Origin of the sequence: Bradyrhizobium sp. YCK136 (assembly GCF_044570075.1) — a bacterium.
GTDB classification, from domain to species: Bacteria; Pseudomonadota; Alphaproteobacteria; order Rhizobiales; family Xanthobacteraceae; genus Bradyrhizobium; species Bradyrhizobium diazoefficiens.
In genome coordinates this window covers 2885288-2906199 of the sequence record NZ_CP172424.1, presented here as the reverse complement: position 1 = coordinate 2906199, position 20912 = coordinate 2885288, and the positions used below count along the sequence as shown (strand labels likewise).

Here is a 20912-nt window from a genome sequence, read left to right as displayed (position 1 = left end):
CGGCCAAGTGCCGGCGCACGCACGGCAGCTATCCCTTGTATCCCATCAGCAGGCGCGGCAGCCACAGCGAGAAGGCGGGGACGTAAGTGACGAACATCAACGCCGCGATCAGCGCGGCATAGAACGGCAGGATGGTGCGCATCACCGCGCCCACCGAGATGCCGCCGATGGCGCAGCCCACGAACTGCGTCGTTCCGACCGGCGGAGTGTTCAGCCCCAGCGCGCAGTTGATCAGCATCAGCATGCCGAACTGCACGGGATCCATGCCCGCCTTCATCGCGATCGGCAGGAAGATCGGGGTGCAGATCAGGATGGTCGCCGCCATGTCCATGAACGTGCCGAGCACGAACAGGATGACGTTGATGAGCCGGAAGATGATCCAGGGCTGCGTGGATACCTTGCTCATCAGGTCGCCGGCGAAATCGGCCACCTCGTAGAGTCCCATCAGATACTGGAACATGGTGGAGACGCCGATCAGCAGCAGCACCACGCCCGTCGTCTTCACCGCCTTCGCCGCGGCCCGCAGGAAGTTCGGCAGGGTCATGGTGCGGTAGATGAAGAACGTCAGCAGGATCGTGTAGGTGACCGCGACCGCTGCGGATTCAGTTGCCGTGAAGACGCCGGACAGGATGCCGGCCAGAATGATGCCGACGATCAGCAGGCCGGGCAGCGCCGCCGCGAAGGAACGGAAAACCTCGGACCAGCCCGGAAACTTGCCGGCCGGATAGCCGCGCTTCACCGCGACCGCGTAAGCGGCGACCAGCATGCACACCATCAGCACGAGCGCCGGCAGCAGGCCCGCGGCGATCAGCGCGCCGATCGACACCTTGCCGCCTGCGGCCAGGGCATAGATGATCATGTTGTGGCTGGTCGGCATCAAGGCTCCGACCAGCGAGGCGTGGGTGGTGACATTGACGGCGTAGTCGGTGTCGAAACCTTCCTTTTTCATCATCGGGATCATCACCGCGCCCATCGCCGACACGTCGGCCACGGGCGAACCGGATACGCCGCCGAACAGCGTACAGGCGACCACGTTCGACATGCCGAGCCCGCCGCGGATGTGTCCGACGAGATTCTTGGCGAGCTGCACGATCTTGTCGGCGACGCCGCCATGCAGCATCAACTCACCGCTGAAGACGAAGAACGGAATGGCGAGGAACGAGAAGATGTTCATCCCCGACATCATCTGCTGGAAGATGACGGCAACCGGCAGCCCCTCGTAGAGGATGGTGCAGATCGCCGAGAGGCCGATCGCGAAGGCGACCGGAACGCCGAGGATCAGGAAGCCGAAGAAGGAGGCGCCGAGGATGATCAGTTCCATGAGGGGACGACCTCTTCGCCGCGCAGGAGAGCAATGATGTGCTCGATTGAAAAGGACACGATCAGGACGCCGGAGGCGATCAGCGGGACGTAGCGGATGACCTCGGGAAGGCCGAGATTGGGAATCTTCACGGTGCCGACCGACGCCCCGAGAATCCAGCCGTTGTAGGCCATCGCAACGCCGAACACGGCGACCAGAACGTGGATCACGAGCTCGATTTTCTCACGCACATTATCCGGAAGCATCACCAGCAGGCTGTCCATGCCGATGTGTCCGGCATCGCGCACGCCGACGGCGGCGCCGATCAGCGTGACATACAGGATCAGGACCAGCGCAAGGTTCTCCGTCCAGGTCGGGCTGGAGTTGAGCACGTAACGTCCGAACACCTGGTAGAACACGATGGTGACGATGACGAGCAGGCCGGTCACGGACAGATACATGCCCACGCGCGCAACGGGGGCATTGATCCGCGACAGCAGGCCGGTGGACGGGCGTCCGGCGACCTCCTGCTCGTGGCTTGCGACGTGAGGGTCGGTCATTCCCGCATCTCCCTGCGAGGGTCCGGTGTCACCTCGCGGTGACGCCGGACCCGACGCTATGGCCTTACTTCGTGTCCTGGATACGCTTGACGAGGCCCTGCAGCTTCTCGTCGCCGGCGAACTTGGCGTAGACCGGCTTCATCGCGTCGACGAATTCCGCCTTGTTGGCGATCGTGACGACCTGAACACCGGCCGCCTCGACGGTCTTGCGGGACGCCTGCTCACGCTCGTCCCAGAGCTTGCGCATGACGGGCACCGATTCCTTGGCCGCCTTGCGGATCATCGCCTGATCCTCCTTGCTCAGCGTGTCCCAGACCTTCTTGGACATCACGAGAACCTCGGGCGCCAGGGAGTGCTCGGTGATGTTGTAGAACTTGGCTGCCTCGAAATGGCGCGAGGACTCGTAGGAAGGCCAGTTGTTCTCGGCCGCGTCTACCAGACCGGTCTTGAGCGCGGTATAGACCTCGCCATACGGCATCGGCGTCGGGTTGGCCCCGAGGCTCTGGATCATGCCGACCCACAGGTCGGATTGCTGGACGCGAATCTTCAGGCCCTTGAGGTCCGCGAGCGACTTGACCGGGGCCTTGACGGTGTAGATGGAGCGGGCGCCGCTGTCGTAGTAGGCAAGGCCGACCAGGCCCGCGGGCTCCATCGCCGCCAGAATCTCGTCGCCGATCGGCCCGTCAAGGACGTTGCGCATGTGCTGCGTGTCGCGGAAGACGAAGGGCAGGCACAACGCGATGGTCTCAGGCACGAAGTTGTTGAGCGGCGATGCGTTGATCCGCATCATGTCGAGCGCGCCGATCTTGAGCTGTTCGATGGTGTCCTTCTCGGAGCCCAGGGCGCCGTTGGGAAACACCTTCACGCCGAGCTTGCCGCCGCTCGCGGTCGCGAGCTGCTTGCCCATTAACTTGACGGCCTCGACGGTCGGATAGTCGGCGGGATGGATGTCGGCGGAGCGGAAATCGCGTGCGGTCGCCAAGGGCGCTGAGACCGCGAGCACAGCGGCTGCGACGATACCGGTGAGTGTCTTCATCTGGGCTTCCTCCTGAGTTTGATTATGTCGTTGTCGGGCAGTTGCTGCGCGCCGCCTTGGGTCGCTCCACTTCAGGTGTAAAGTCAAGCGTTACAAACGCACCACCTTGGTAGGATTGCGCGGCGGAGTCGAGCGGATTTGACTGGCTGGTGATCGCGGCGACGGAAGGTGCGAGCTTCATCGCGCCGTCTCCGGCGGGACTTGCGCGGCAGGTGCCGGCTTCCCTGAAATCCCGCCCCGCCATCGGCCGATGCCGGATGCGAGGTGACGATGCTCGTCATACCCATCGACGTTCCTCTGGTTCTAGGCTCGGCCGCTATTGGCTGCGGCTTAGAGGTGCGGACGAGACGGTCGCCCCATCCTTGTGCGATGCGCGCTTCATCAGCGCAATGTCGCCAGTCTCGTCCCTAGGGCGGGCGGCATTCTGAGTCCAAGCCAAATCCAGCATCGATCAATGCTGGAGTTGCATCGATCGGCACGCCGTCGCTCCACGAAGGCGATCGGGAAAATGCCCGTTTTTCCGAATATTAACGCACCGACGCGTTACTTGACGCCGCCAGCGCAGCCCCGACAAAATGCTCCGAAACAGACCGGAACATCTCTCGAAGGGAATGCCCATGCCGCGGACGCTGATCGATATCTCCGTGCCGCTCAGAAACGACGTGACGTCCGACCCGCCGGGCAATCACCCGACGATCCACTACATCGATCACCAGCAGGGCCTGCCGCGCATGCTCCAGTTCTTCGACGGCCTCAAGGCGCAGGACCTGCCGGACGGCCAGGGCTGGGCCGTCGAGCAGGTCTCGTTGTCGACGCATAACGGCACGCATCTCGATGCGCCCTGGCACTTCCACCCGACCATGAATCGCGGCGAGCGGTCATGGACGATCGACGAGGTGCCGCTCGAATGGTGCTTTCAGCCCGGCGTGAAGCTCGACTTCCGGCACCTGCCCGATGGTTATGTCGTGACCGCCGCCGACGTCGAAAAGGAGCTCAAGCGCATCGGCCACACGCTGTCGCCGCTGGAGATCGTCGTCGTCAACACCAGCGCCGGCGCCAAATTCGGCCAGGCCGACTACGTCAATTCCGGCTGCGGCATGGGTTACGAGGCCACCATGTATCTGCTCGAGCGCGGCGTGCGGCTGACCGGCACCGACGGCTGGAGCTGGGACGCTCCGTTCGTCTACACCGCGAAGAGATATGCCGAAGCAAAAGACGCCGGCCTGATCTGGGAAGGCCACAAGGCAGGACGTCACATCGGCTATTGCCATCTCGAGAAGCTGCACAATCTCGATCGATTGCCGTCGGCCGGCTTCACGGTCTCGTGCTTTCCGGTGAAGATCGAACGCGCCTCCGCCGGCTGGACCCGCGCGGTCGCCATCATCGACGGTTAAGCGAAAGCAATCACTCGCCGCCGAGGCCGCTTTCGGCGAGCTCGCGCAGCGCATCGGTATCGAGCACCACGATGGCGCCGTGCTCTAGGCGAACCCAGTTGCGTCCGGCCCAGGCGCGCAATTGCTTGTTGATGCTCTCGCGCGTCATCCCCACCATCTCGCTGATTTCCTGCTGGGTGATGGCGAGCGTACCGCTGCCGGAGTCGAACTTGCGCTCTTCGGTGAGACCGAGCAGTGCGCTTGCGAGCCGGCCCGGAAGATTTTGCAGGATCACCTGCTCGACCTGCTGGCTGGTCCAGCGCAGCCGCGCGCAGAGCAGCTCGATGAATTTCATCGCCAGCGCCGGCTGGCTCTTCACGAACGGCAGGAAGTCGCGGCGATCGATGATGTAGAGCTCGCAATTGGTGTTGGCGGTCGCATCCGCCGAACGCGGCGCACCGTCGAGAACCGCGATCTCGCCAAAGATTTCTCCGGGACCGATGAGATTGAGAATGGCATTCCGCCCGTCGGGCGAAGAGGAGGATATCTTTACCGTCCCCGAGATCACCGCGAACAGGTTGTTGCCGGGGTCGCCCTTGGCGGCGATCGTCGCACCGCGCTTCACGGTGGTGTGCTTGGCGTAGCGGCAGAGCTGATCGAGCGCATCCGGCTCCAGATCCGCGAAGATCGGGTGCTTGCGCAGGACCGATAATTTGTTCGCCGCCGATTGTCGGGGGTCGCCGGTCTTGTCCTGAGGCACGCCGCTGGGCTCCTAAGACTGCGAGGCACTGGAGTTCCTGCGTAGTCAGTGTTGCCCGGCATTTCAACCGGAAAGCATGCGCGCGCTTTAAGGCAAATGCGGCGAAAATGCCCGCCGCCCGGCTCAAGGGCGGCATCCGAAGGATGCGCCAATGCGTCCCAGTCGATGCAGAGTTGCAGGCACCGCACGCCGCGATTGCGTTGAGGCGCTGCCGGACAGCCAAGAGCCGGCCGGGCGAGCGTCGGCGCTCAGCGCGTCAGAGGAGGCTTACGATCAGGGGCTTCAGCGCTTGGAATCGGGGTCGAGCCGGCCCGCGCTGGTTTGTCGGTCCGCCCATGCCAGAGCTGCGGCGAAAGTGACGAAGATCGCCACGACGACAATGGTCATCAGCAACGCGTCAGTGGGCATCATGCTCCTCCCGGGTGTTTGAGGGGCATTATTTGCGGCCGGTGGCCGGCGTCATTGATCGGGATCAAAAATCCGAGAGCATCGTGAAAAGCCTGTCAGGCCGCGGCCAAGGCCTCGACGCGAGCCGGGTCGAGCAGGCTGATACCGCCATGAATGATGGCGATCGCTCCGTGGCGTTCAAGCTTGGTGAAGGTGCGACTGACGGTCTCGATGGTCAGGCCGAGATAATCGGCGATGTCCTGCCGGCTCATCGGAAGTGGAACCGTGTCGGACGCCCCCTTGAGCGCGAGCAGCCGCTCGCGCCAGCCAAGCAGAAAGCTTGCTACCTTCTCGTCCGCCGAGCGGCGGCCGAGCAAGACCATATGGTCGCGTGCCTGGCTCAACTCGCGAATGGCCAGCTCGTTGATCCGCCTGAGCAGTTGCGGCCGCTCCTCGATGAAACGACCGAAGGGCGCCTTCGCGAACTGGCACACGGTCACCGCGCCGATTGCATCGGCGGAAAAATTGTGGCGGCCGGACAGATTCATCCCCAGGAAATCGCCGGGCAAGGCGAAGCCGACGATTTGCCGCCGGCCGTCGGGGAGCAGCTTGTACAGCCGCATGACACCTTCGAGAACGTTGTAGAACGAGGTCGTGATGTCCTCCTCGGAGAACACGGTCTCGCCTGAGGAAAAATGGACACGGCGTCCGAGATGCTCGAATTCCCTGAGCTCGGCCGCATCCAGCGACGAACAAACCGCCGATGTGCGTATGGCACAATCGCTGCAGAAATGCCCGTTTGGTTCAATCATGACCACGGAAGGCTTCATCCACCGCTCCTAGCGTCGGTCCAGCTCCGCCCCCCGGCCGAGTCCGCCACACGCACCCGCATTTTACTGCACCCTCACAAACGCGGTTGACCCAGATCAATCCTGGCGGGTCTCCTCTCTCTATTCTGCGCCGAGAGTTCGACGGGATCCCCTTCCATGCTTCAGCACGCGCTCCGCCAGGGCCTGATTGGCCTCTTTCTGATCACGCCTGCGCTGGCGGCGCCGACCGCCGAACAACGCGGAAAGGCCTTTGCGCGGGCCAATTGCGCGCGCTGCCACGCGATCGACCGCGTCTCCGAGAGCCCGCTCAAGATCGCCCCGCCGCTGCGCACGCTGCACCGGAATTATCCGATCGCGACCCTTGGCGAGGCGCTGGCCGAAGGCATCTACACGGGCCACGCCGACATGCCCGCCTTCGAGCTCAGTCCGGACCAGATCCACGACCTCCTGTCCTACCTCAAGACGCTGGAATAGGCGGCCTCACACCGCCAGCACCGTCCAGCCGATCAGTTCCTTGGCGATGCGGGCGAAAGCCGCGTCGAACGCTGCGACCGCAGCGGCCGGTTCGACCTTGTCGAGCTTCTCGCTGGTCTCGACGAGGCGGGACGCGACCACCTTGCCGTTCTTGTCGACGATCCGCGCCGATAGTCCGATCTCGACCCTTGTCTCGCCGTCCGTGGCAATCCGGAAGCGTCTGATGTCGATCAGCAGTTGGTAGTCCGCCTGCCCGAGATCGCTCGTGCGCAACGGCGCATGGGCGATGTCGTAGTTCTCGAAGCTGTCGATCAGCCGCGCCTGCACCAGCTTTGGAATGCTGTCGGCCCAGAGGAAATCGGCAAAGCCTGGATTATCCCCGACCGGCGCAAACAGCATGCGCTGGGTCTGGAGCATCGCGACCGCGGTCGGCTCGGGAATGGCCAGCGACGCAGAAAGCGTCTTGGCGGCCGGTCCGAGGTTCTGCGGCGTGCGCAGGTCATAGGTGATCTTCTGCGCCGGCGCGCCGCCGCCGGTCATCTTCTCGAGACCCGCCAGGATGCCGTCGAGCTTGCCGGTGTTGCGCGCGAGCCCGTCGGAGAACGTCTTGAAATTCGCGATAGTGTCCTTCAGCGGGCCGGAATTGTCCTCCAGCACCGAATCCACCCGTCGCAGCGCATCGCGCGCCGCCTGCGTCATGCTCTGGCCGGCGCCGGCCTCGGCGATCAAGGTCAGGGGCTCGCCGGATTTGGCGACGATCATGCCGCCCTCCAGCGTCACCACCGGCACGCCGGTCAGCCCCTGGAAATCGAGCCCGACCCTGGTGTCGGCGCGCACCGGCGTGGCGGAGGCAACCGAAATCGTCGCATTGACGAAGCGTGGATTGTCCGGCGCGAGCCCAAGCTGGGCCACCTCGCCGACGCGGATGCCGTTGAACAACACGCCGGCGCCAACCAGGAGCCCCGGTACCGGTCCCTGGAATTGCACATGGTAGTTCGTGCGCGGCCCGATGCCGCCGGTGTTGTTCAGCCAATAGATGAAGCCGAACACCGCGAGGATCGCGGCCAGCACGAAGGTGCCGATCAGCACGTAGGGAGCGCGGGTTTCCATGTCTCATCTCATCTCGTGTTGCAGCATCTGCGAGCGCTTGCCGTGGAAATAGGCGCGCACCCAGGGATGCTCGGATTGCAGCAGGTCGCGCATCGGGCCGATCGCAACGATCTTGCCGTCGGCGAGCGCGGCCACGCGGTCGCAGACCGTGGTGAGGCTGGCAAGATCATGGGTGACCATGAACACGGTCAGTCCCAGGGTCTTTTGCAGCGTCTTGATCAGCGCGTCGAAATCGCCGGCGGCGATCGGATCGAGGCCGGAGGTGGGCTCGTCCAGGAACAGGATCGGCGGATCGAGCGCGAGCGCGCGCGCCAGCGCCACGCGCTTGGTCATGCCGCCGGACAGCTCCGCCGGATATTTGTCGGCGTCCTGCGCCCGCAGCCCGACCATTTCGAGCTTGGCGATCGCGATCTCGTCCATCAGCTCCTGCGACAGGACGAGATTTTCGCGCAGCGGAAACTGGACGTTCTGGCGGACCGTCAGCGAGGAGAACAGCGCGCCCTGCTGGAAGAGGATGCCCCATGTCGCGGCCGCGCCTTGCGTGCCGCGGTCCTGCGTGCCGCCAATCTCGTGCCCCATGACCTCAATGGTACCGCTTCGGCGCGGGATGAGGCCGATGATGGTTCGCATCAACACTGACTTGCCGCCGCCGGACGCCCCTACCAGCCCGAGGATCTCGCCCTTGCGAACGTCGAGCGAGAGATGGTCGAGCACCGTCTGGCGGCCGAAGCCGACCACGAGGTCGCGGACGCGGATCGCGAACTGTTCCTGCGGTTCGCCCATCGTCACATCCCGATCGAGGCAAAGAAGATTGCGAACAGGCCGTCGAGCACGATCACCAGGAAGATCGACTTGACCACCGACGTCGTCGTCTGCCGCCCCAGCGACTCGGCACTGCCCTTGACGCGCAAGCCCTCGCTACAGGCGACAATCCCGATCACCAGCGCCATGAACGGCGCCTTCAGGATGCCCACCTCGAAATGGGTGACGGAAATGGCCTCATGCAGCCGTGCGATGTAGATCGCCGGCCCCATGTCGCCATAGAACTGCGCGACCAGGCCGCCGCCATAGAGCGCGGCAATCGCCCCGATGAAGGCGAGGATCGGCAGCGCGATGACCAGCGCCGCAACGCGCGGCAGGATCAGGACGTCGACGGGATCGAGTCCCATGGTCGACAGCGCGTCGATCTCCTCGCGCATCTTCATCGAACCGAGCTCGGCGGTGTAGGCGCTCCCCGACCGGCCGGCGACCATGATGGCGACGATCAGAACGCCGAGCTCGCGCAGCACGAGGATGCCCACCATATCGACGGTATAGGACTCAGCACCGAACCTGCGGAAATGGAAGAATCCCTGCTGGGCGATAATGGCGCCGATCAGGAAGGTGATCAGCGCGACGATGGGAATCGCCTGCCATCCGATGCGGTAGAGCTGGTAGACCAGCGACGTCAGCCGCAGCGACCGCGGCCGGCGCAGCACACCGAAAATGGCCATGAACAATGCGCCGAGCATTTGCAGGAAGATCGTAATGTCTTCCCGCGCGCCGACCGTGGACTTGCCGAGATCGCCGAGCCTGAGCAGAAGCGGATTTGGCGCAGCTGCCGGCGCCGGCGTGTGGCGGTTAACCTCACGCACCTCGTCCATCAGGCCGCTGAAATGATCGGCGACGCCGACGAATTCGGCCGATCTGCCTGACGTTGCGGCCCTGCGCGACAGCTTCTCCAGGACCCAGGCGCCGAGCGTATCCAGCGCGCTGACCCCCGACATGTCCAGCGTCACGGCCCTGGATCGATCGACATCCGCGCCGACCGAGCGGGACAGAGTTTCGAGCATCGCCACATTCGCCGCGGTCCAGGACCCTTGCGGGCGCAATTTCAGCCCGTCGCCAGACGGCGTTGCCAGCAACAGCGGTTCGGAGTTCACGCTTCCACCTCATCGGGACAATCGGTCCCCATTCAGCCGCCACTTCTAGGCCAGCGTGTGGCGGGCGGTTTGACCTGTCTCAAGGGCAGGCCCCTGCCCACCCCTTGACGCAAATCAAGCGCGGTCACGCCGGCGGGTCTTAGGTTCGCTCCATTCAATGGAGACATCAAATCCATGTTCGACAGCGACAGGATGAGCGAAGAACTTCGGACGTTGAAGGTGGACGTCACCCGCCTGCTGAGCACGGCCGGCGAGGAAATGTTCGAGAGTTCGAAGGACCGCGCCGAGGCTCTGGCCGATCAGATCAAGGCCGCGCTTGCCGAGCTCGGCGAAACCGTCAGCGACGAGCAGGAGCAGCTTCAGGGCCTCATCGCGGAGCGCCCGATGACGTCGCTCGCCTCCGCCTTCGCGCTCGGCGTCGTCGTCGGCTTCATGCTGAGGAGACACTAGGTGAATACCGAGAACGTCGTCAAACATCTGCGCGTGCTGTGGCGGACCGACAGGATCATCGCAGACATCAGGCTGCGCCATCTGCTGGTCGGCCTCGGCCTGCGCGCCTTTGCGGCATTGATCGCGGCATTCGGGCTCCTGATGCTGGAGCTGTCGGCCTATTTCGCGCTGGTCCAGATCTGGAGCGCCATTGCGGCAGCGGCCATCCTCGGCGCCGTCAATTTTGCCATCGCGGCGGTCCTCTTCGTCATCGCCGGGCGGGCTCCGTCCGGCCGCGACATCGAGCTCGCCAATGAAATTCATGGCGCATCCATCGAGGCCCTTCAGCTCGAGGCGCGCGCGCTCCAGACCCAGGTGTCGGGCGCGGTGCATCATCCGCTGAGCACGATCGTGCCGGTGCTGGTGCCGCTGATCGCGATCATCGTCAAGAGCCTGCGGAAAACGACCAAGGAGACTGCCGCCGCAACCTCGGCCGAAGCGCGCTCCTGAAGCGCGATGAGATTCGGATGAATCGTCATCGTGCTTTGGGTTGTTGTTTGAGCATGATCTTTTCGGAAAACCGACACGCGCTTTTCCGGATCATGCTTTAGCCGGCGCGCTCAGAGCTTCAGCCGGACGTCGCAGATATCGGGCTCGGTCGGATCCGGTTTGACCTCGAAACCGAGCTGCCGGCACATTTCGAGCATCACGGTGTTCTCCTGAAGCACGTCGCCCGATATGGCCTTCAGCCCTTCGGATCTCGCATAGTCGATGATCAGTTGCATCAGGGCCCATCCAAGCCCCCTGCCCTTGAGATCGGACCGCAGCAGGATCGCGTATTCACCGCTCTCGTAGACCGAGTCCGAATGGAGCCGGACCACGCCGACCATCTCGCCGGTAACCTCGTCGAACGCGATGAAAGCCATCGCGCGCGCGTAGTCGAGCTGGGTCAGGCGCGCGATGAATTCGTGGGTGAACTCCTTCATCGGTGCGAAGAAGCGCAGGCGAAGGTCGTGAGGCGTCACATGACGCAGGAATGCGTGGATGGTCGGCTCGTCGTCGGGGCGCAACGGCCGCGCGAAAATGCGCCAATCGTCCTTGAGCTTGAGGCGGCGCTCCCACTGCGACGGGTAGGCGCGAACGGCGAAATTGGCGGGGCCTGAGCCGGCAAACTTCCGCTGCGACGGCCCCACCGCGACACGGGCGTCGACTGCCGTCACGCCGGTCTCATCCGCAAGCAGCGGGTTGATGTCGAACTCGCGGATCTCAGGGATATCGGCCGCCATCTGCGCGAGCTTGACCAGCACCATGGCGACGGCGTCCTGCTTGACGGCCGGCACGTCCCGGTAGGCGCGCAGCAGCCGCGAGACCCGCGTGCGGTCGATCAGGTCGCGGGCGAGTTGCAGATCGAGCGGCGGCAGCGCCAGCGCCCTGTCATTGATGATCTCCACCGCCGTTCCGCCCCGGCCGAAGACGACGACCGTGCCGAAGGTGGGATCGTCGGCAAGACCGAGGATCAGCTCGCGCGCCTTCGCCTTGACGACCATCGCCTGGACGATGACGCCGCCGATGCGGGCCTCGGGCCGCAGCTTCCTTGCCCGGGCGAGAATATCGGAGGCAGCCGCACGCACCGCCTCCGGCGTCGTCAGATTGAGCACGACGCCGCCGACATCTGATTTGTGCACGATGTCGCGCGACATGATCTTCAGCACGACGGTGGCGCCTTGCGCGAACATCTCGTTCGCGTACGCCACGGCCTGCTCGACGTCGGCGGCGGCATAGGTTGGCACCATCGCGATGTCGTAGGCTTCGAGCAGGTGCTTGATCTCGACAGGCTCGAGCCATTTGCGGTCATCGGCGATGGCTGCGGCTACGATCTGCGTGGCCGCCCGGGCGTCAGGCACGAACGTGTCGGGCATTGCAGGGGGAACCTGGCTCAGTTCCTCGACCACTTCGCGGTGCCGGACCAGATGCATGAAACCGCGCACCGCATCGTCCTCGGTCGGATAGTTCGGAATGCCCCCGCCGGAGAGCGTCTGAATGATCGCTTGATCGGCCCCGACCCAGGCGGCAAGCACCGGCTTTGCCCAACTGCGGTGCTTCTCGCGATATTTGCCGACGAGCTCCGTCACGGTCCTCGCGATGTCGGAAGCCGAGGCGATCGCCGTCTGCACGTTGAGGACGAGAACTGCGTCATTGTCGGGGTCGGCGAGCAGCACCTCGAGCGCCGCCGCGTAGCGCGCTGCATCGGCATCGCCCACGATGTCGACGGGATTTGCGCCGGACCAGGTCGGCGGCAGCGCGTCATCGAGTTTCTTGCGGGCATCCGCCGAGATGGACGCGGGAATTCCACCAAGCTCGACCAGCCGATCGACGGCGAGGACACCGATGCCGCCGCCATTGGTCAGAATGGCGAGGCGCTTTCCGGTCGGCGATTCGACGCGGCCGAGCGTCTCGGCGCAGTCGAACAGCTCGCGCAGATCGGAGACCCGCAGGATACCCGCGCGGCGGAACGCCGCATCATAGACGGCGTCGGCACCCGCAAGCGCGCCGGTGTGGGTCGCTGCCGCCTTCGCACCCTGCGCCATGCGGCCGGACTTCACCACGACAACCGGCTTCACACGCGCCGCGGCGCGTGCCGCCGACATGAATTTACGCGCGTCCTTGATGGCCTCGATATAGAGCAGGATCGCACGGGTCTTGTGATCCATCGCGAAATAGTCGAGCAGGTCGGCAATATCGACGTCGATCTGGTCGCCGATCGAGACGATGCCGGAGAAGCCGACGCCGCGCTGCGCGGCCCAGTCCACCATGCCGGCGGCGATCGCGCCGGATTGCGAAATCAGCGCGAGATTTCCAGCTCCCGGCATGTGCGCGGCAAAACTGGCATTGAGGCTCACGCCGGGCATCATGATGCCGAGGCAGTTCGGCCCGATCAGCCGCATGCCGTATTTGCGAGCCGCGGCGATCACGGCCTCTTGCAGCGATCCCGGCCCATGGCCGAGTCCGGCCGTGACGATCAGTGCGCCCGCCGAGCCGCGCCGTCCGGCCTGGTCGATGATGCCGGGAACCTCCCGGGCCGGCGCGGTGATGACCACGAGCTCGGGCACGAATGCCAGCCTGTCGAGGCTCGCCACTGCGGCAACGCCGCTGATCTCGGCATGACGCGGATTGACGAGGCCGAACTGTCCCGTGAATTCAGCCTTGCGAATGTTCTCCAGAACGGCGCGCCCCACGGAAACCGGACGGGCGCTCGCCCCGACAAGCGCAACCGAACGCGGCGACAGCAGGTTCTTCAGGCGATAGGTGGACATGAAAGCAAATGCGCCCCGTCGGTGGTGGTTCCGATGGTTGAAAGATCAGGCCGGCAAGCTGGCGGCGAGCCTAGTGGGAGATCATAACCCAGCACGGTGGCTGGCCAATGACAGTCTTTGTCACACCACCCCAGACGATCTCGTTCAGGCGCGAATGATGATAGGCGCCCATCACGATCGCATCGATGGCATTGGAATTTGCCCAACTTCCGAGCACCTTGCCGATCGAGCTGCCGCCGCCTTTCGCCGTCTCGAACGAGGCCTGGACACCGTGCTCGCTCAAATGATCGACGAGGGCGGTCCCGGATTGCACGATCGCGTCGGTCTTGTCGTCGGCCACGGTCACCACGCGGACCGAGGCCGCAGCCTGAAGGATCGGCAGCGCGTCACCGACCGCCCGCGCCGCGCGCGCGGAGTGATCCCAAGCGATCATGACTTTCTCGAATTCCGGTCGCAGCACGTCCACATGCTGCTCCGGGCAGAGCAGCAGCGGCCGCCCGGATTCAAACAGGATCGTCTCGATGATGTGCTCCGTTCGGCTGTCGTGCGACTTCACGGGAACCAGCGTGAGATCGCTGAAACGCGCCTGTTCGGCCAGTATCAACGCAATCTGGTCCGCCGGCACCTTGCCCGACCGGCTTTGGGTCCGAACGTTGGCGCGAGCCGCCGCATCAGTGAAGGCATTCAGAAGATGCTGCACATCGTCCGCTCCAAGGGGCCCCTTTGCCACGGCGGCATCGGGATCATCGGGGAGCAGCACCATCGGCCGCACGAAAACGTCTTCCTCGAGCGCGAGCGCGGTGATCCTGGCGCCGAGGTCGGCGGCGACTGCCACGCATTTCTCGATCGCAGCAACGGCCGGTCCGCGCGGCTGGCCGACAAGCGGCAGAAAAACGTCCTTCAGGGGCATCGGGGTTCTCCTTGCCACCAGAATAGGCCGGCTTTCGTCAACACCATTGATCCTCATCAAGCCTTTTGATCCTCAACAAGCCTTGGGGAACCGTCCAGACGGGCAAAGGCGAGCATTGAGGGAGGTCAAGGACTGGCCCCGCGCTGTCATTCTATGGATAGTTCGATCGGAGCGGTTCGCCCCGGAGAGACTGATGCGTGCGATGGTGTTGGCTGCCCCGCGAGCACGGCTGCGGATGGAGGAGCGCCCCGATCCAATCCCCGGCGAAGGTCAGATCCGGGTGAGAGTCAGCGCCTGCGGCGTCTGCCGGACCGATCTTCACGTCGTCGACGCCGAATTGCCCGACATCCGCTACCCGATCGTACCTGGCCATGAAATCGTCGGCCGTATCGATCTCGTCGGCCCCGATGTCGCAACGCATGCGCTGGGTGACCGGGTCGGCATTCCCTGGCTCGGGTTCACCTGCGGAAACTGCCGGTTTTGCCGGGAGGGCATGGAGAACCTCTGCGACCGCCCGCTCTTCACCGGTTATACAAGGGACGGCGGCTATGCAACGCACGTGGTCGCCGATGCGCGCTATGCCTTTCCGCTGGGCGAGGCCGGCGACGACGTGGCTCTCGCCCCTCTGCTGTGTGCAGGCCTGATCGGCTGGCGTTCGCTGGTCCTCGCCGGCCAGGCTGAGAGGCTGGGCATCTACGGCTTCGGCGCCGCCGGCCATATCGTCGCGCAAGTCGCGGTCTGGCAGGGGCGCTCTGTCCACGCGTTTACACGGCGCGGCGATCTGGCCGCGCAGGACCTCGCCCGCCGGCTCGGCGCCGTCTGGGCGGGCGCCTCGGACGAAATTCCCGACACGCCGCTCGACGCCGCCATCATCTACGCTCCCGCCGGCGAGCTCGTGCCGGCCGCGCTGCGCGCCGTTCGCAAGGGTGGCCGCGTGGTCTGCGCCGGCATCCATATGAGCGACATTCCGAGCTTCCCGTACGACCTGCTCTGGCAGGAACGGCAGCTGATCTCCGTTGCCAATCTCACCCGACAGGACGGTCTCGATTTTCTCAGGATCGCTCCGCAGGCGGGCGTGCGCACCGAGACGACCGCATTCCCGCTCGATCAGGCCAACGAAGTTCTGGACATGCTGCGGAATGGACAGATTCTTGGCGCCGCCGTGCTCAGACCCTGACCTTATCTCGGAATACCAGCTTCGATGACAGACGAAACGGCTGCCCAGGAACGGATCTTCACGGCGCTCTGCGCGCATCCGGGCGTGACACGGATCGATACGCATGCCGCGTCGGTGTTTCTCGACGGTAGCCGCGCGCTGAAGATCAAGCGGTCTGTCCGATTTCCGTTCCTCGACTATTCGACGCTCGAGAAACGCAAGACGGCCTGCGAGGAGGAGATCAGGATTAACCGGCCGCTGGCGCCGCAGATCTATCACCGCGTCGTGGCGATCACCGAGGAGCCGGACGGATCGCTGCAGGTCGACGGCCGCGGCCGGCCGGTCGAGTATGCGGTCGACATGTCCCGCTTCGACGAAACCCGGACGCTGGATCATCTGGCGAAGGCCGGCCCGCTGGATGCGAACCTCGCCTCGGCTGCCGCTGATGCCATCGTGGCGTCGCACGCGATGGCACCTCGCGCCGACGGCACGGCATGGGTTGCCTCAATCCCCGGCCTCGTCGATGGAAACGGCGACGGCTTGCGGAAGGGCAACCATCTCGAAGCCGAAGAGATCGAGCAACTCGGCGAAGCCTCGTACACGATATTGCAGCGCCTGCGGCCGCTGCTCGAAGAACGCGGCCGTCAGGGATACGTGCGCCGCTGCCACGGCGACCTGCATCTTACGAATATCGTTGCGATCGACGACCAGCCGGTGCTGTTCGACGCGATCGAGTTCGATGCGAGAATCGCAACTGTCGACGTGCTCTACGACCTCGCGTTCACGCTGATGGACCTGCTGCACCATGGTCAACCGCTCGCAGCCAATATCGTCCTGAACCGGTATCTCGCCGCAACGCCGCCCGAAAACCTCGATGCGCTCTCGGTCCTGCCGCTGTTCATGTCCATTCGCGCGGCAATCCGCGCCCAGGTGGCGCTGGCGCGGCTGACGCGGCCCGATGCCGACCGGACAGGAATTCTTCACGAGGCGCGCCGCTACTTCGATCTCGCGAGGGCTCTGATCCACCCGCCCACCCCGCGCCTAATTGCGGTCGGCGGACTATCGGGCACCGGCAAGTCCGCCCTCGCCCGCGCGCTGGCACCCAACGTCGCGCCGCAACCGGGAGCCGTCGTGCTGCGCAGCGACATCATTCGCAAGCAGCTGTTTCAGGTGGAACACACCCACCGGCTGCCGCCGTCCACCTACCGGCCCGAGGTCACGGCACGCGTCTACGAGGTGCTGGTGCAGAGCGCCCGACAGGTGCTGGCGCAAGGCCATTCCGCACTCGTCGATGCCGTCTTTGCAAGCGAGTCCGAACGGGAGCAACTGGCCGCCATGGCCCGCCAATGCAACGTGCCGCTGAGCGGACTATTCCTCGTCGCCGACCTCGCGACCCGTCAGGCGCGCATCGGCGGCCGCCACGGCGATGCCTCCGACGCCACGCAAGAGGTTGCTGCGCAGCAAGAGCACTATAATATCGGCCATGTCGATTGGGCGACCATCGATGCATCCGGGACACAAGAGCAGACGCTCCAGCGCTGCCGGGACGCAATCGCAGGGCAAAATAAGGCAATCTGATTGACGCGGGCAAGGATGTCGCAACCCACCACGAGTTCGACCGCGACCGCGCGCGCCAAGCCGGCGACGCGGCGCAATGCCCTGCCCGGCCGCCTCAGCCCCGGCATGGCCTGCGATACGGCGTTCCGGATCATCGCCCGCCGCCACCTCGGTGCGGTCCTTGCCCAGCACGACGGCACTTGCCGCGGCGATCCCGACGCGCTGCACCAGATCCGCATCGCACTGACGCATCTGCGCACCGCCATCCGCTTCTTCTCGCCCATGGTGGACGACACGCTGCGGCCGAACGTCTGGGCCGAGCTGAAATGGCTCAACAGCCAGCTCGGCCTGGTGCGGGATCTCGACGTGGCGATCGAGCGGGTCGTCGCCGAGAGTGGCGACGAGCTCGCCGTGATCGCCGAGCTCCAGCACTGGGACGAGAAGCGCGCCGAGAGCCACCGCCTGCTCGCGCGCGCGCTGCAATCCGCGCGCTACAAGCGCCTGGTAGAGCAGACCTCGGCGTGGATCGAGAGCGGGCCCTGGTCGACCCGGCGCAGCAAGGAAGCCGTCAGGTTGCGCCGTTGCTCGCTCGCCGACCACGCGACGGCGCGGCTGACCGAGTGGGAAGAGACGCTGCTCAGGAAGGCCAGGAAGCTGCGCAAGCTCGATGTCGAGAAACGACACAGGTTGCGGCTTCTCAACAAGCGGCTGACCTATTCGATCGAGTCGCTCACGGACCTGTTCGATGACGATTCCCTGGCGAAGCAGAAGTCCATCCTCAAGCAATTGCGCAAGGCACAGAGGTCCCTCGGGCAATTGAACGACGATGCGCGCGGGCAAGCGCTGGCAGCGTCGTTGAACGGCGCCGGCCCCGAGGCCGGCATTCGCTTCCTCGACCGCAAGCGGGAAAAGAGGCTGCTGCGAACCGCCTCTACGGCCTACCGGAAACTGGACAAGGCCAAGCCCTTCCGCTCGTCAGACCTTGCTCCGAACGCGGAGCCTGAGGATTAGCTGTGGACGTAGTCTCCCGGCGCGTCGGGCAGACCGTCAGCACCCCCCACACCGATCGACGGTGGATCACAGGGCTCACCTGAGCGCGCCGCCAGCCATTGGGCCCATTCCGGCCACCACGATCCCTCAACATGCGGCGCCAGCTTCAGCCACTCGTCCGGGCCGACATACGGCGCATCCGCGGCCTTGGTCATGACCTGATAGGTGTGCCAGGGCTCGTCAGGAGGCGCGACGACGCCGGCATTATGGCCGCCGTTGGTCAACAGGAAGGTTACGTCGGCATCAGCCTGATAGTGGATCTTGTAGACGGATCGCCACGGCGCCACGTGGTCGGCGAGCGTGCCCACCACAAACATCGGCGCGTGAATGTCGGAGAGCGAGACGCTCCTGCCCTCGACGCGATAGCGGCCTTCGGCCAGATCGTTGTCGAGGAACAGCTTGCGCAAATACTCCGAGTGCATGCGATAAGGCAGCCTCGTGGCATCGGCGTTCCAGGCCATCAGATCGCTCGGCTGCGAACTCTCGCCCATCAGATAGTCACGCGACAGCCGCGACCAGATCAGCTCGTTGGAGCGCAGCAGCTGGAACGCACCGGCCATCTGCGTCGTGTCGAGATAGCCGCGCTGCCACATCATGTCTTCGAGGAAGGCGACCTGGCTCTCGTTGATGAAGAGCGTCAATTCGCCGGCCTCGGTGAAGTCGGTCTGGCCGGCAAGGAGCGTGATGGTGCCGAGACGGCCATCGCCGTCGCGCGCCATGGCCGCCGCGGCGATCGACAGCAACGTGCCGCCCAGACAGTAGCCGAGCGCATGGGTCTTCCGATCGGGCATGATCCGGCCGATCATGTCCAGCGCAGCCATCACTCCGAGCTTGCGATAGTCGTCGAAGGCAACATCCCTGTCCTTCGCATCCGGATTGCGCCAGGAGATCGCGAACACGGTGAAGCCTTGACCGGTCAGATACCGGACCAGGGAATTTTGCGGCGACAGATCGAGGATGTAATACTTCATGATCCAGGCCGGCACGATCAGGATCGGCTCGGGTCGCACTTGCGCGGTCGTGGGATGATACTGGATCAGCTCGATCAGATCGTTGCGGTAGACGACCTTGCCGGGCGTAGCTGCCACCGTCTTGCCGACGACGAACTGCTCGTCACCCGCCGGCTTCGAGACAGAGAGCAGCCGCATCAGATCGCTGCACCAGTTCTGCCAACCGAACACAAAATTCTCGCCGCCGCTCTGGAACGCCTTTTCGAGAACCTGCGGATTGGTGGCCGCGAAATTCGACGGCGCCAGCATGTCGAGCATCTGGCGCACCGAGAACTCGACGACGGCTTCGTTTGCATGCGACACGCCACGCACGCCGGTCGTGGCATCGTGCCACCAGCGCTCCGACAGCAGGAACGCCTGCGCAAGCAGATTGAACGGCGCGGTCTCCCATTGCGGGTCCTTGAAGCGACGATCGCGTCCCTGCGGCTCAATCACGGACCACGGCTTTTGCGAGGTCGCATGCGCGACGGCTTGCAGGAGCATACCGGTATCGCGAAGACCGTTACGGAACATCTGCATCCGGCGCTCCGGCGCCGCGGCAATATGCGTGCCCCAGTCGAGCCAGGCGAGCGACAAGGCCACAGGCGAAATCCCGCCCGTGAACCGCGCCAGCATCGCATGAAACGCGCGGTCGAAAGGGTACAGCTCCGATGCAGGCAGGGAATTGGCGACGGCCGGCTTCTCAGGGATCCTTTCGGGGATCGTCGCAGGGGCTTCGGCAGCCGAATTGGCGGGGAGAGCCTGTGCCGGCGGCTCTTCGGCCCGTGGAAATACCTTCACGACGCTCATGGCTGAATGATCCTGCGGGCTTCTGATCTATGTCGGCAACAGGATATGGCGACGCTTCCGATACGTGTTGAGCTGCATCAAATCCGGGCACGGATCACAATTGCTCAACCAGGGAGAAACGGCCTGGATCGCTTGACCTGAGTCAAACCACACCCCGACGGCCGGGCTAGGTTTTGCGCATTGAAATTCGACAAGCCAGCGGAGTCGTCCATGCGCGCCCATCAGATCATGACCCGGTCGGTCATCTCGGTCACCCCCGATACCAGCATCGTCGAGGCGGCCAACATCATGCTGAAGCGGCACGTCAGCGGCCTCACGGTGGTCGACGACACCGGCAAGCTCGTCGGCGTCGTCTCGGAAGGAGACTTCATCCGCCGCAGCGAGATCGGCACCGGGCGCAAGCGGGGGCGCTGGTTGCGGTTCATCCTCGGTCCGGGCAAATCGGCCAGCGACTTCGTCCACGAGCACGGCCGCAAGGTCTCGGAGGTGATGACCGCCTCGCCCGTGACCATCACCGAGGACACGGCGCTCGCGGAGATCGTCGACCTCATGGAACGGAACAACGTGAAGCGCCTGCCGGTGGTACGCGGCGACATGGTCGTCGGGATCGTGTCCCGCGCCAACCTGTTGCAGGCTGTCGCGGGGCTCGCCCGCGAGGTGCCGGATCCGACGGCCGATGACGATCATATTCGCAACCGCATCATCGATACCATGGAGAAGAACGATTGGTGCCCGTTCGGACTCAACGTCATCGTTCGCGACGGCATCGTTCACCTCAGCGGCGTCATCACCGAAGAACGCGCACGGCAGGCCGCGGTCGTCGCGGCGGAGAACGTCGAGGGCGTGAAGAAGGTGCACGACCATTTGTGCTGGGTCGACACCATGTCCGGCGTTTATCTGAACTCACCCGAGGACGACGATCTCGCCAAAGCGAGCTAACAAGGC

At 64.6% G+C, this 20912-nt stretch carries 21 protein-coding genes; 8 read left to right on the top strand and 13 right to left on the bottom strand.

What is annotated here, in order from left to right; translation table 11 throughout:
- Positions 1-28 precede the first annotated feature (28 nt).
- The 4 genes from ACFLEY_RS13665 to ACFLEY_RS13650 form a co-directional block, all read right to left on the bottom strand.
- Positions 29-1321: a TRAP transporter large permease gene (locus ACFLEY_RS13665; RefSeq protein WP_060908302.1), complete on the bottom strand. Its 1293-nt coding sequence runs from the start codon at positions 1319-1321 to the stop codon at positions 29-31.
- Positions 1312-1860: a TRAP transporter small permease gene (locus tag ACFLEY_RS13660; protein ID WP_011088798.1), complete on the bottom strand. Its 549-nt coding sequence runs from the start codon at positions 1858-1860 to the stop codon at positions 1312-1314. The genes ACFLEY_RS13665 and ACFLEY_RS13660 overlap by 10 nt, the downstream gene beginning before the upstream one ends.
- A 64-nt stretch (positions 1861-1924) precedes the next feature.
- On the bottom strand, positions 1925-2896 hold the full coding sequence (locus ACFLEY_RS13655; protein ID WP_060908303.1) for a TRAP transporter substrate-binding protein: 972 nt from the start codon (positions 2894-2896) through the stop codon (positions 1925-1927).
- Between the two features lie 22 nt (positions 2897-2918).
- Positions 2919-3077 (bottom strand): hypothetical protein, encoded by a 159-nt coding sequence (locus ACFLEY_RS13650; protein WP_161534105.1) that lies wholly within the window; start codon positions 3075-3077, stop codon positions 2919-2921.
- 436 nt (positions 3078-3513) lie between these two features.
- On the opposite strand from ACFLEY_RS13650, the gene ACFLEY_RS13645 reads away from it, so the two are divergent.
- Entirely contained in the window at positions 3514-4290 is a 777-nt protein-coding gene (locus tag ACFLEY_RS13645) for a cyclase family protein (RefSeq protein WP_060912622.1), read from the top strand.
- Positions 4291-4300: 10 nt separating this feature from the next.
- On the opposite strand, the gene ACFLEY_RS13640 is transcribed toward ACFLEY_RS13645, so the two are convergent.
- The 3 genes from ACFLEY_RS13640 to ACFLEY_RS13630 form a co-directional block, all read right to left on the bottom strand.
- The gene (locus ACFLEY_RS13640) at positions 4301-5029 is read right to left on the bottom strand and encodes a Crp/Fnr family transcriptional regulator (protein ID WP_011088801.1); all 729 of its coding nucleotides are present in this window, start codon (positions 5027-5029) and stop codon (positions 4301-4303) included.
- Between the two features lie 282 nt (positions 5030-5311).
- Entirely contained in the window at positions 5312-5440 is a 129-nt protein-coding gene (locus tag ACFLEY_RS13635) for a hypothetical protein (RefSeq protein ID WP_283822461.1), read from the bottom strand.
- 92 nt (positions 5441-5532) lie between these two features.
- Positions 5533-6246: a helix-turn-helix domain-containing protein gene (locus ACFLEY_RS13630; RefSeq protein ID WP_028174478.1), complete on the bottom strand. Its 714-nt coding sequence runs from the start codon at positions 6244-6246 to the stop codon at positions 5533-5535.
- Between the two features lie 156 nt (positions 6247-6402).
- On the opposite strand from ACFLEY_RS13630, the gene ACFLEY_RS13625 reads away from it, so the two are divergent.
- Positions 6403-6720, top strand: coding sequence for a cytochrome c (locus ACFLEY_RS13625; protein ID WP_060908304.1), 318 nt, complete (start codon positions 6403-6405; stop codon positions 6718-6720).
- Between the two features lie 6 nt (positions 6721-6726).
- On the opposite strand, the gene ACFLEY_RS13620 is transcribed toward ACFLEY_RS13625, so the two are convergent.
- From ACFLEY_RS13620 to ACFLEY_RS13610, 3 genes are read right to left on the bottom strand one after another with little or no spacing between them, the layout of a single operon-like run.
- Positions 6727-7830: an ABC-type transport auxiliary lipoprotein family protein gene (locus tag ACFLEY_RS13620; RefSeq protein ID WP_011088804.1), complete on the bottom strand. Its 1104-nt coding sequence runs from the start codon at positions 7828-7830 to the stop codon at positions 6727-6729.
- A gap of 3 nt (positions 7831-7833) precedes the next feature.
- Positions 7834-8613: an ABC transporter ATP-binding protein gene (locus ACFLEY_RS13615; RefSeq protein ID WP_060908305.1), complete on the bottom strand. Its 780-nt coding sequence runs from the start codon at positions 8611-8613 to the stop codon at positions 7834-7836.
- Between the two features lie 2 nt (positions 8614-8615).
- The gene (locus ACFLEY_RS13610) at positions 8616-9752 is read right to left on the bottom strand and encodes an ABC transporter permease (protein ID WP_060908306.1); all 1137 of its coding nucleotides are present in this window, start codon (positions 9750-9752) and stop codon (positions 8616-8618) included.
- Between the two features lie 174 nt (positions 9753-9926).
- Here ACFLEY_RS13610 and ACFLEY_RS13605 point away from each other — a divergent pair, with 174 nt between their 5' ends.
- Both ACFLEY_RS13605 and ACFLEY_RS13600 read left to right on the top strand, forming a co-directional pair.
- The gene (locus ACFLEY_RS13605; protein WP_011088807.1) at positions 9927-10202 is read left to right on the top strand and encodes a hypothetical protein; all 276 of its coding nucleotides are present in this window, start codon (positions 9927-9929) and stop codon (positions 10200-10202) included.
- Positions 10203-10691: a phage holin family protein gene (locus ACFLEY_RS13600; protein WP_028174474.1), complete on the top strand. Its 489-nt coding sequence runs from the start codon at positions 10203-10205 to the stop codon at positions 10689-10691.
- A gap of 110 nt (positions 10692-10801) precedes the next feature.
- On the opposite strand, the gene ACFLEY_RS13595 is transcribed toward ACFLEY_RS13600, so the two are convergent.
- Positions 10802-13495 (bottom strand): bifunctional acetate--CoA ligase family protein/GNAT family N-acetyltransferase, encoded by a 2694-nt coding sequence (locus ACFLEY_RS13595; protein ID WP_060908307.1) that lies wholly within the window; start codon positions 13493-13495, stop codon positions 10802-10804.
- A gap of 70 nt (positions 13496-13565) precedes the next feature.
- Positions 13566-14405, bottom strand: a complete 840-nt coding sequence (locus ACFLEY_RS13590) for a universal stress protein (protein ID WP_060908308.1) — start codon at positions 14403-14405, stop codon at positions 13566-13568.
- A gap of 193 nt (positions 14406-14598) precedes the next feature.
- Here ACFLEY_RS13590 and ACFLEY_RS13585 point away from each other — a divergent pair, with 193 nt between their 5' ends.
- From ACFLEY_RS13585 to ACFLEY_RS13575, 3 genes are read left to right on the top strand one after another with little or no spacing between them, the layout of a single operon-like run.
- Complete coding sequence (locus ACFLEY_RS13585) at positions 14599-15582, top strand: zinc-dependent alcohol dehydrogenase family protein (protein ID WP_028174471.1); 984 nt, start codon at positions 14599-14601, stop codon at positions 15580-15582.
- 24 nt (positions 15583-15606) lie between these two features.
- Positions 15607-17139: a bifunctional aminoglycoside phosphotransferase/ATP-binding protein gene (locus ACFLEY_RS13580; protein ID WP_060908310.1), complete on the top strand. Its 1533-nt coding sequence runs from the start codon at positions 15607-15609 to the stop codon at positions 17137-17139.
- Between the two features lie 15 nt (positions 17140-17154).
- Positions 17155-18129, top strand: coding sequence for a CHAD domain-containing protein (locus ACFLEY_RS13575; protein ID WP_060908311.1), 975 nt, complete (start codon positions 17155-17157; stop codon positions 18127-18129).
- Here the strand turns inward: ACFLEY_RS13575 and ACFLEY_RS13570 are convergent.
- Positions 18126-19967, bottom strand: a complete 1842-nt coding sequence (locus tag ACFLEY_RS13570; RefSeq protein ID WP_060908312.1) for an alpha/beta hydrolase — start codon at positions 19965-19967, stop codon at positions 18126-18128. The two genes, ACFLEY_RS13575 and ACFLEY_RS13570, sit on opposite strands and share 4 nt — an antisense overlap.
- Before the next feature lie 210 nt (positions 19968-20177).
- Between ACFLEY_RS13570 and ACFLEY_RS13565 the strand changes: the two genes are divergently transcribed.
- A complete protein-coding gene (locus ACFLEY_RS13565) occupies positions 20178-20906 on the top strand; it encodes a CBS domain-containing protein (RefSeq protein ID WP_060912623.1) in 729 nt (242 codons plus the stop codon).
- Positions 20907-20912: the final 6 nt, after the last annotated feature.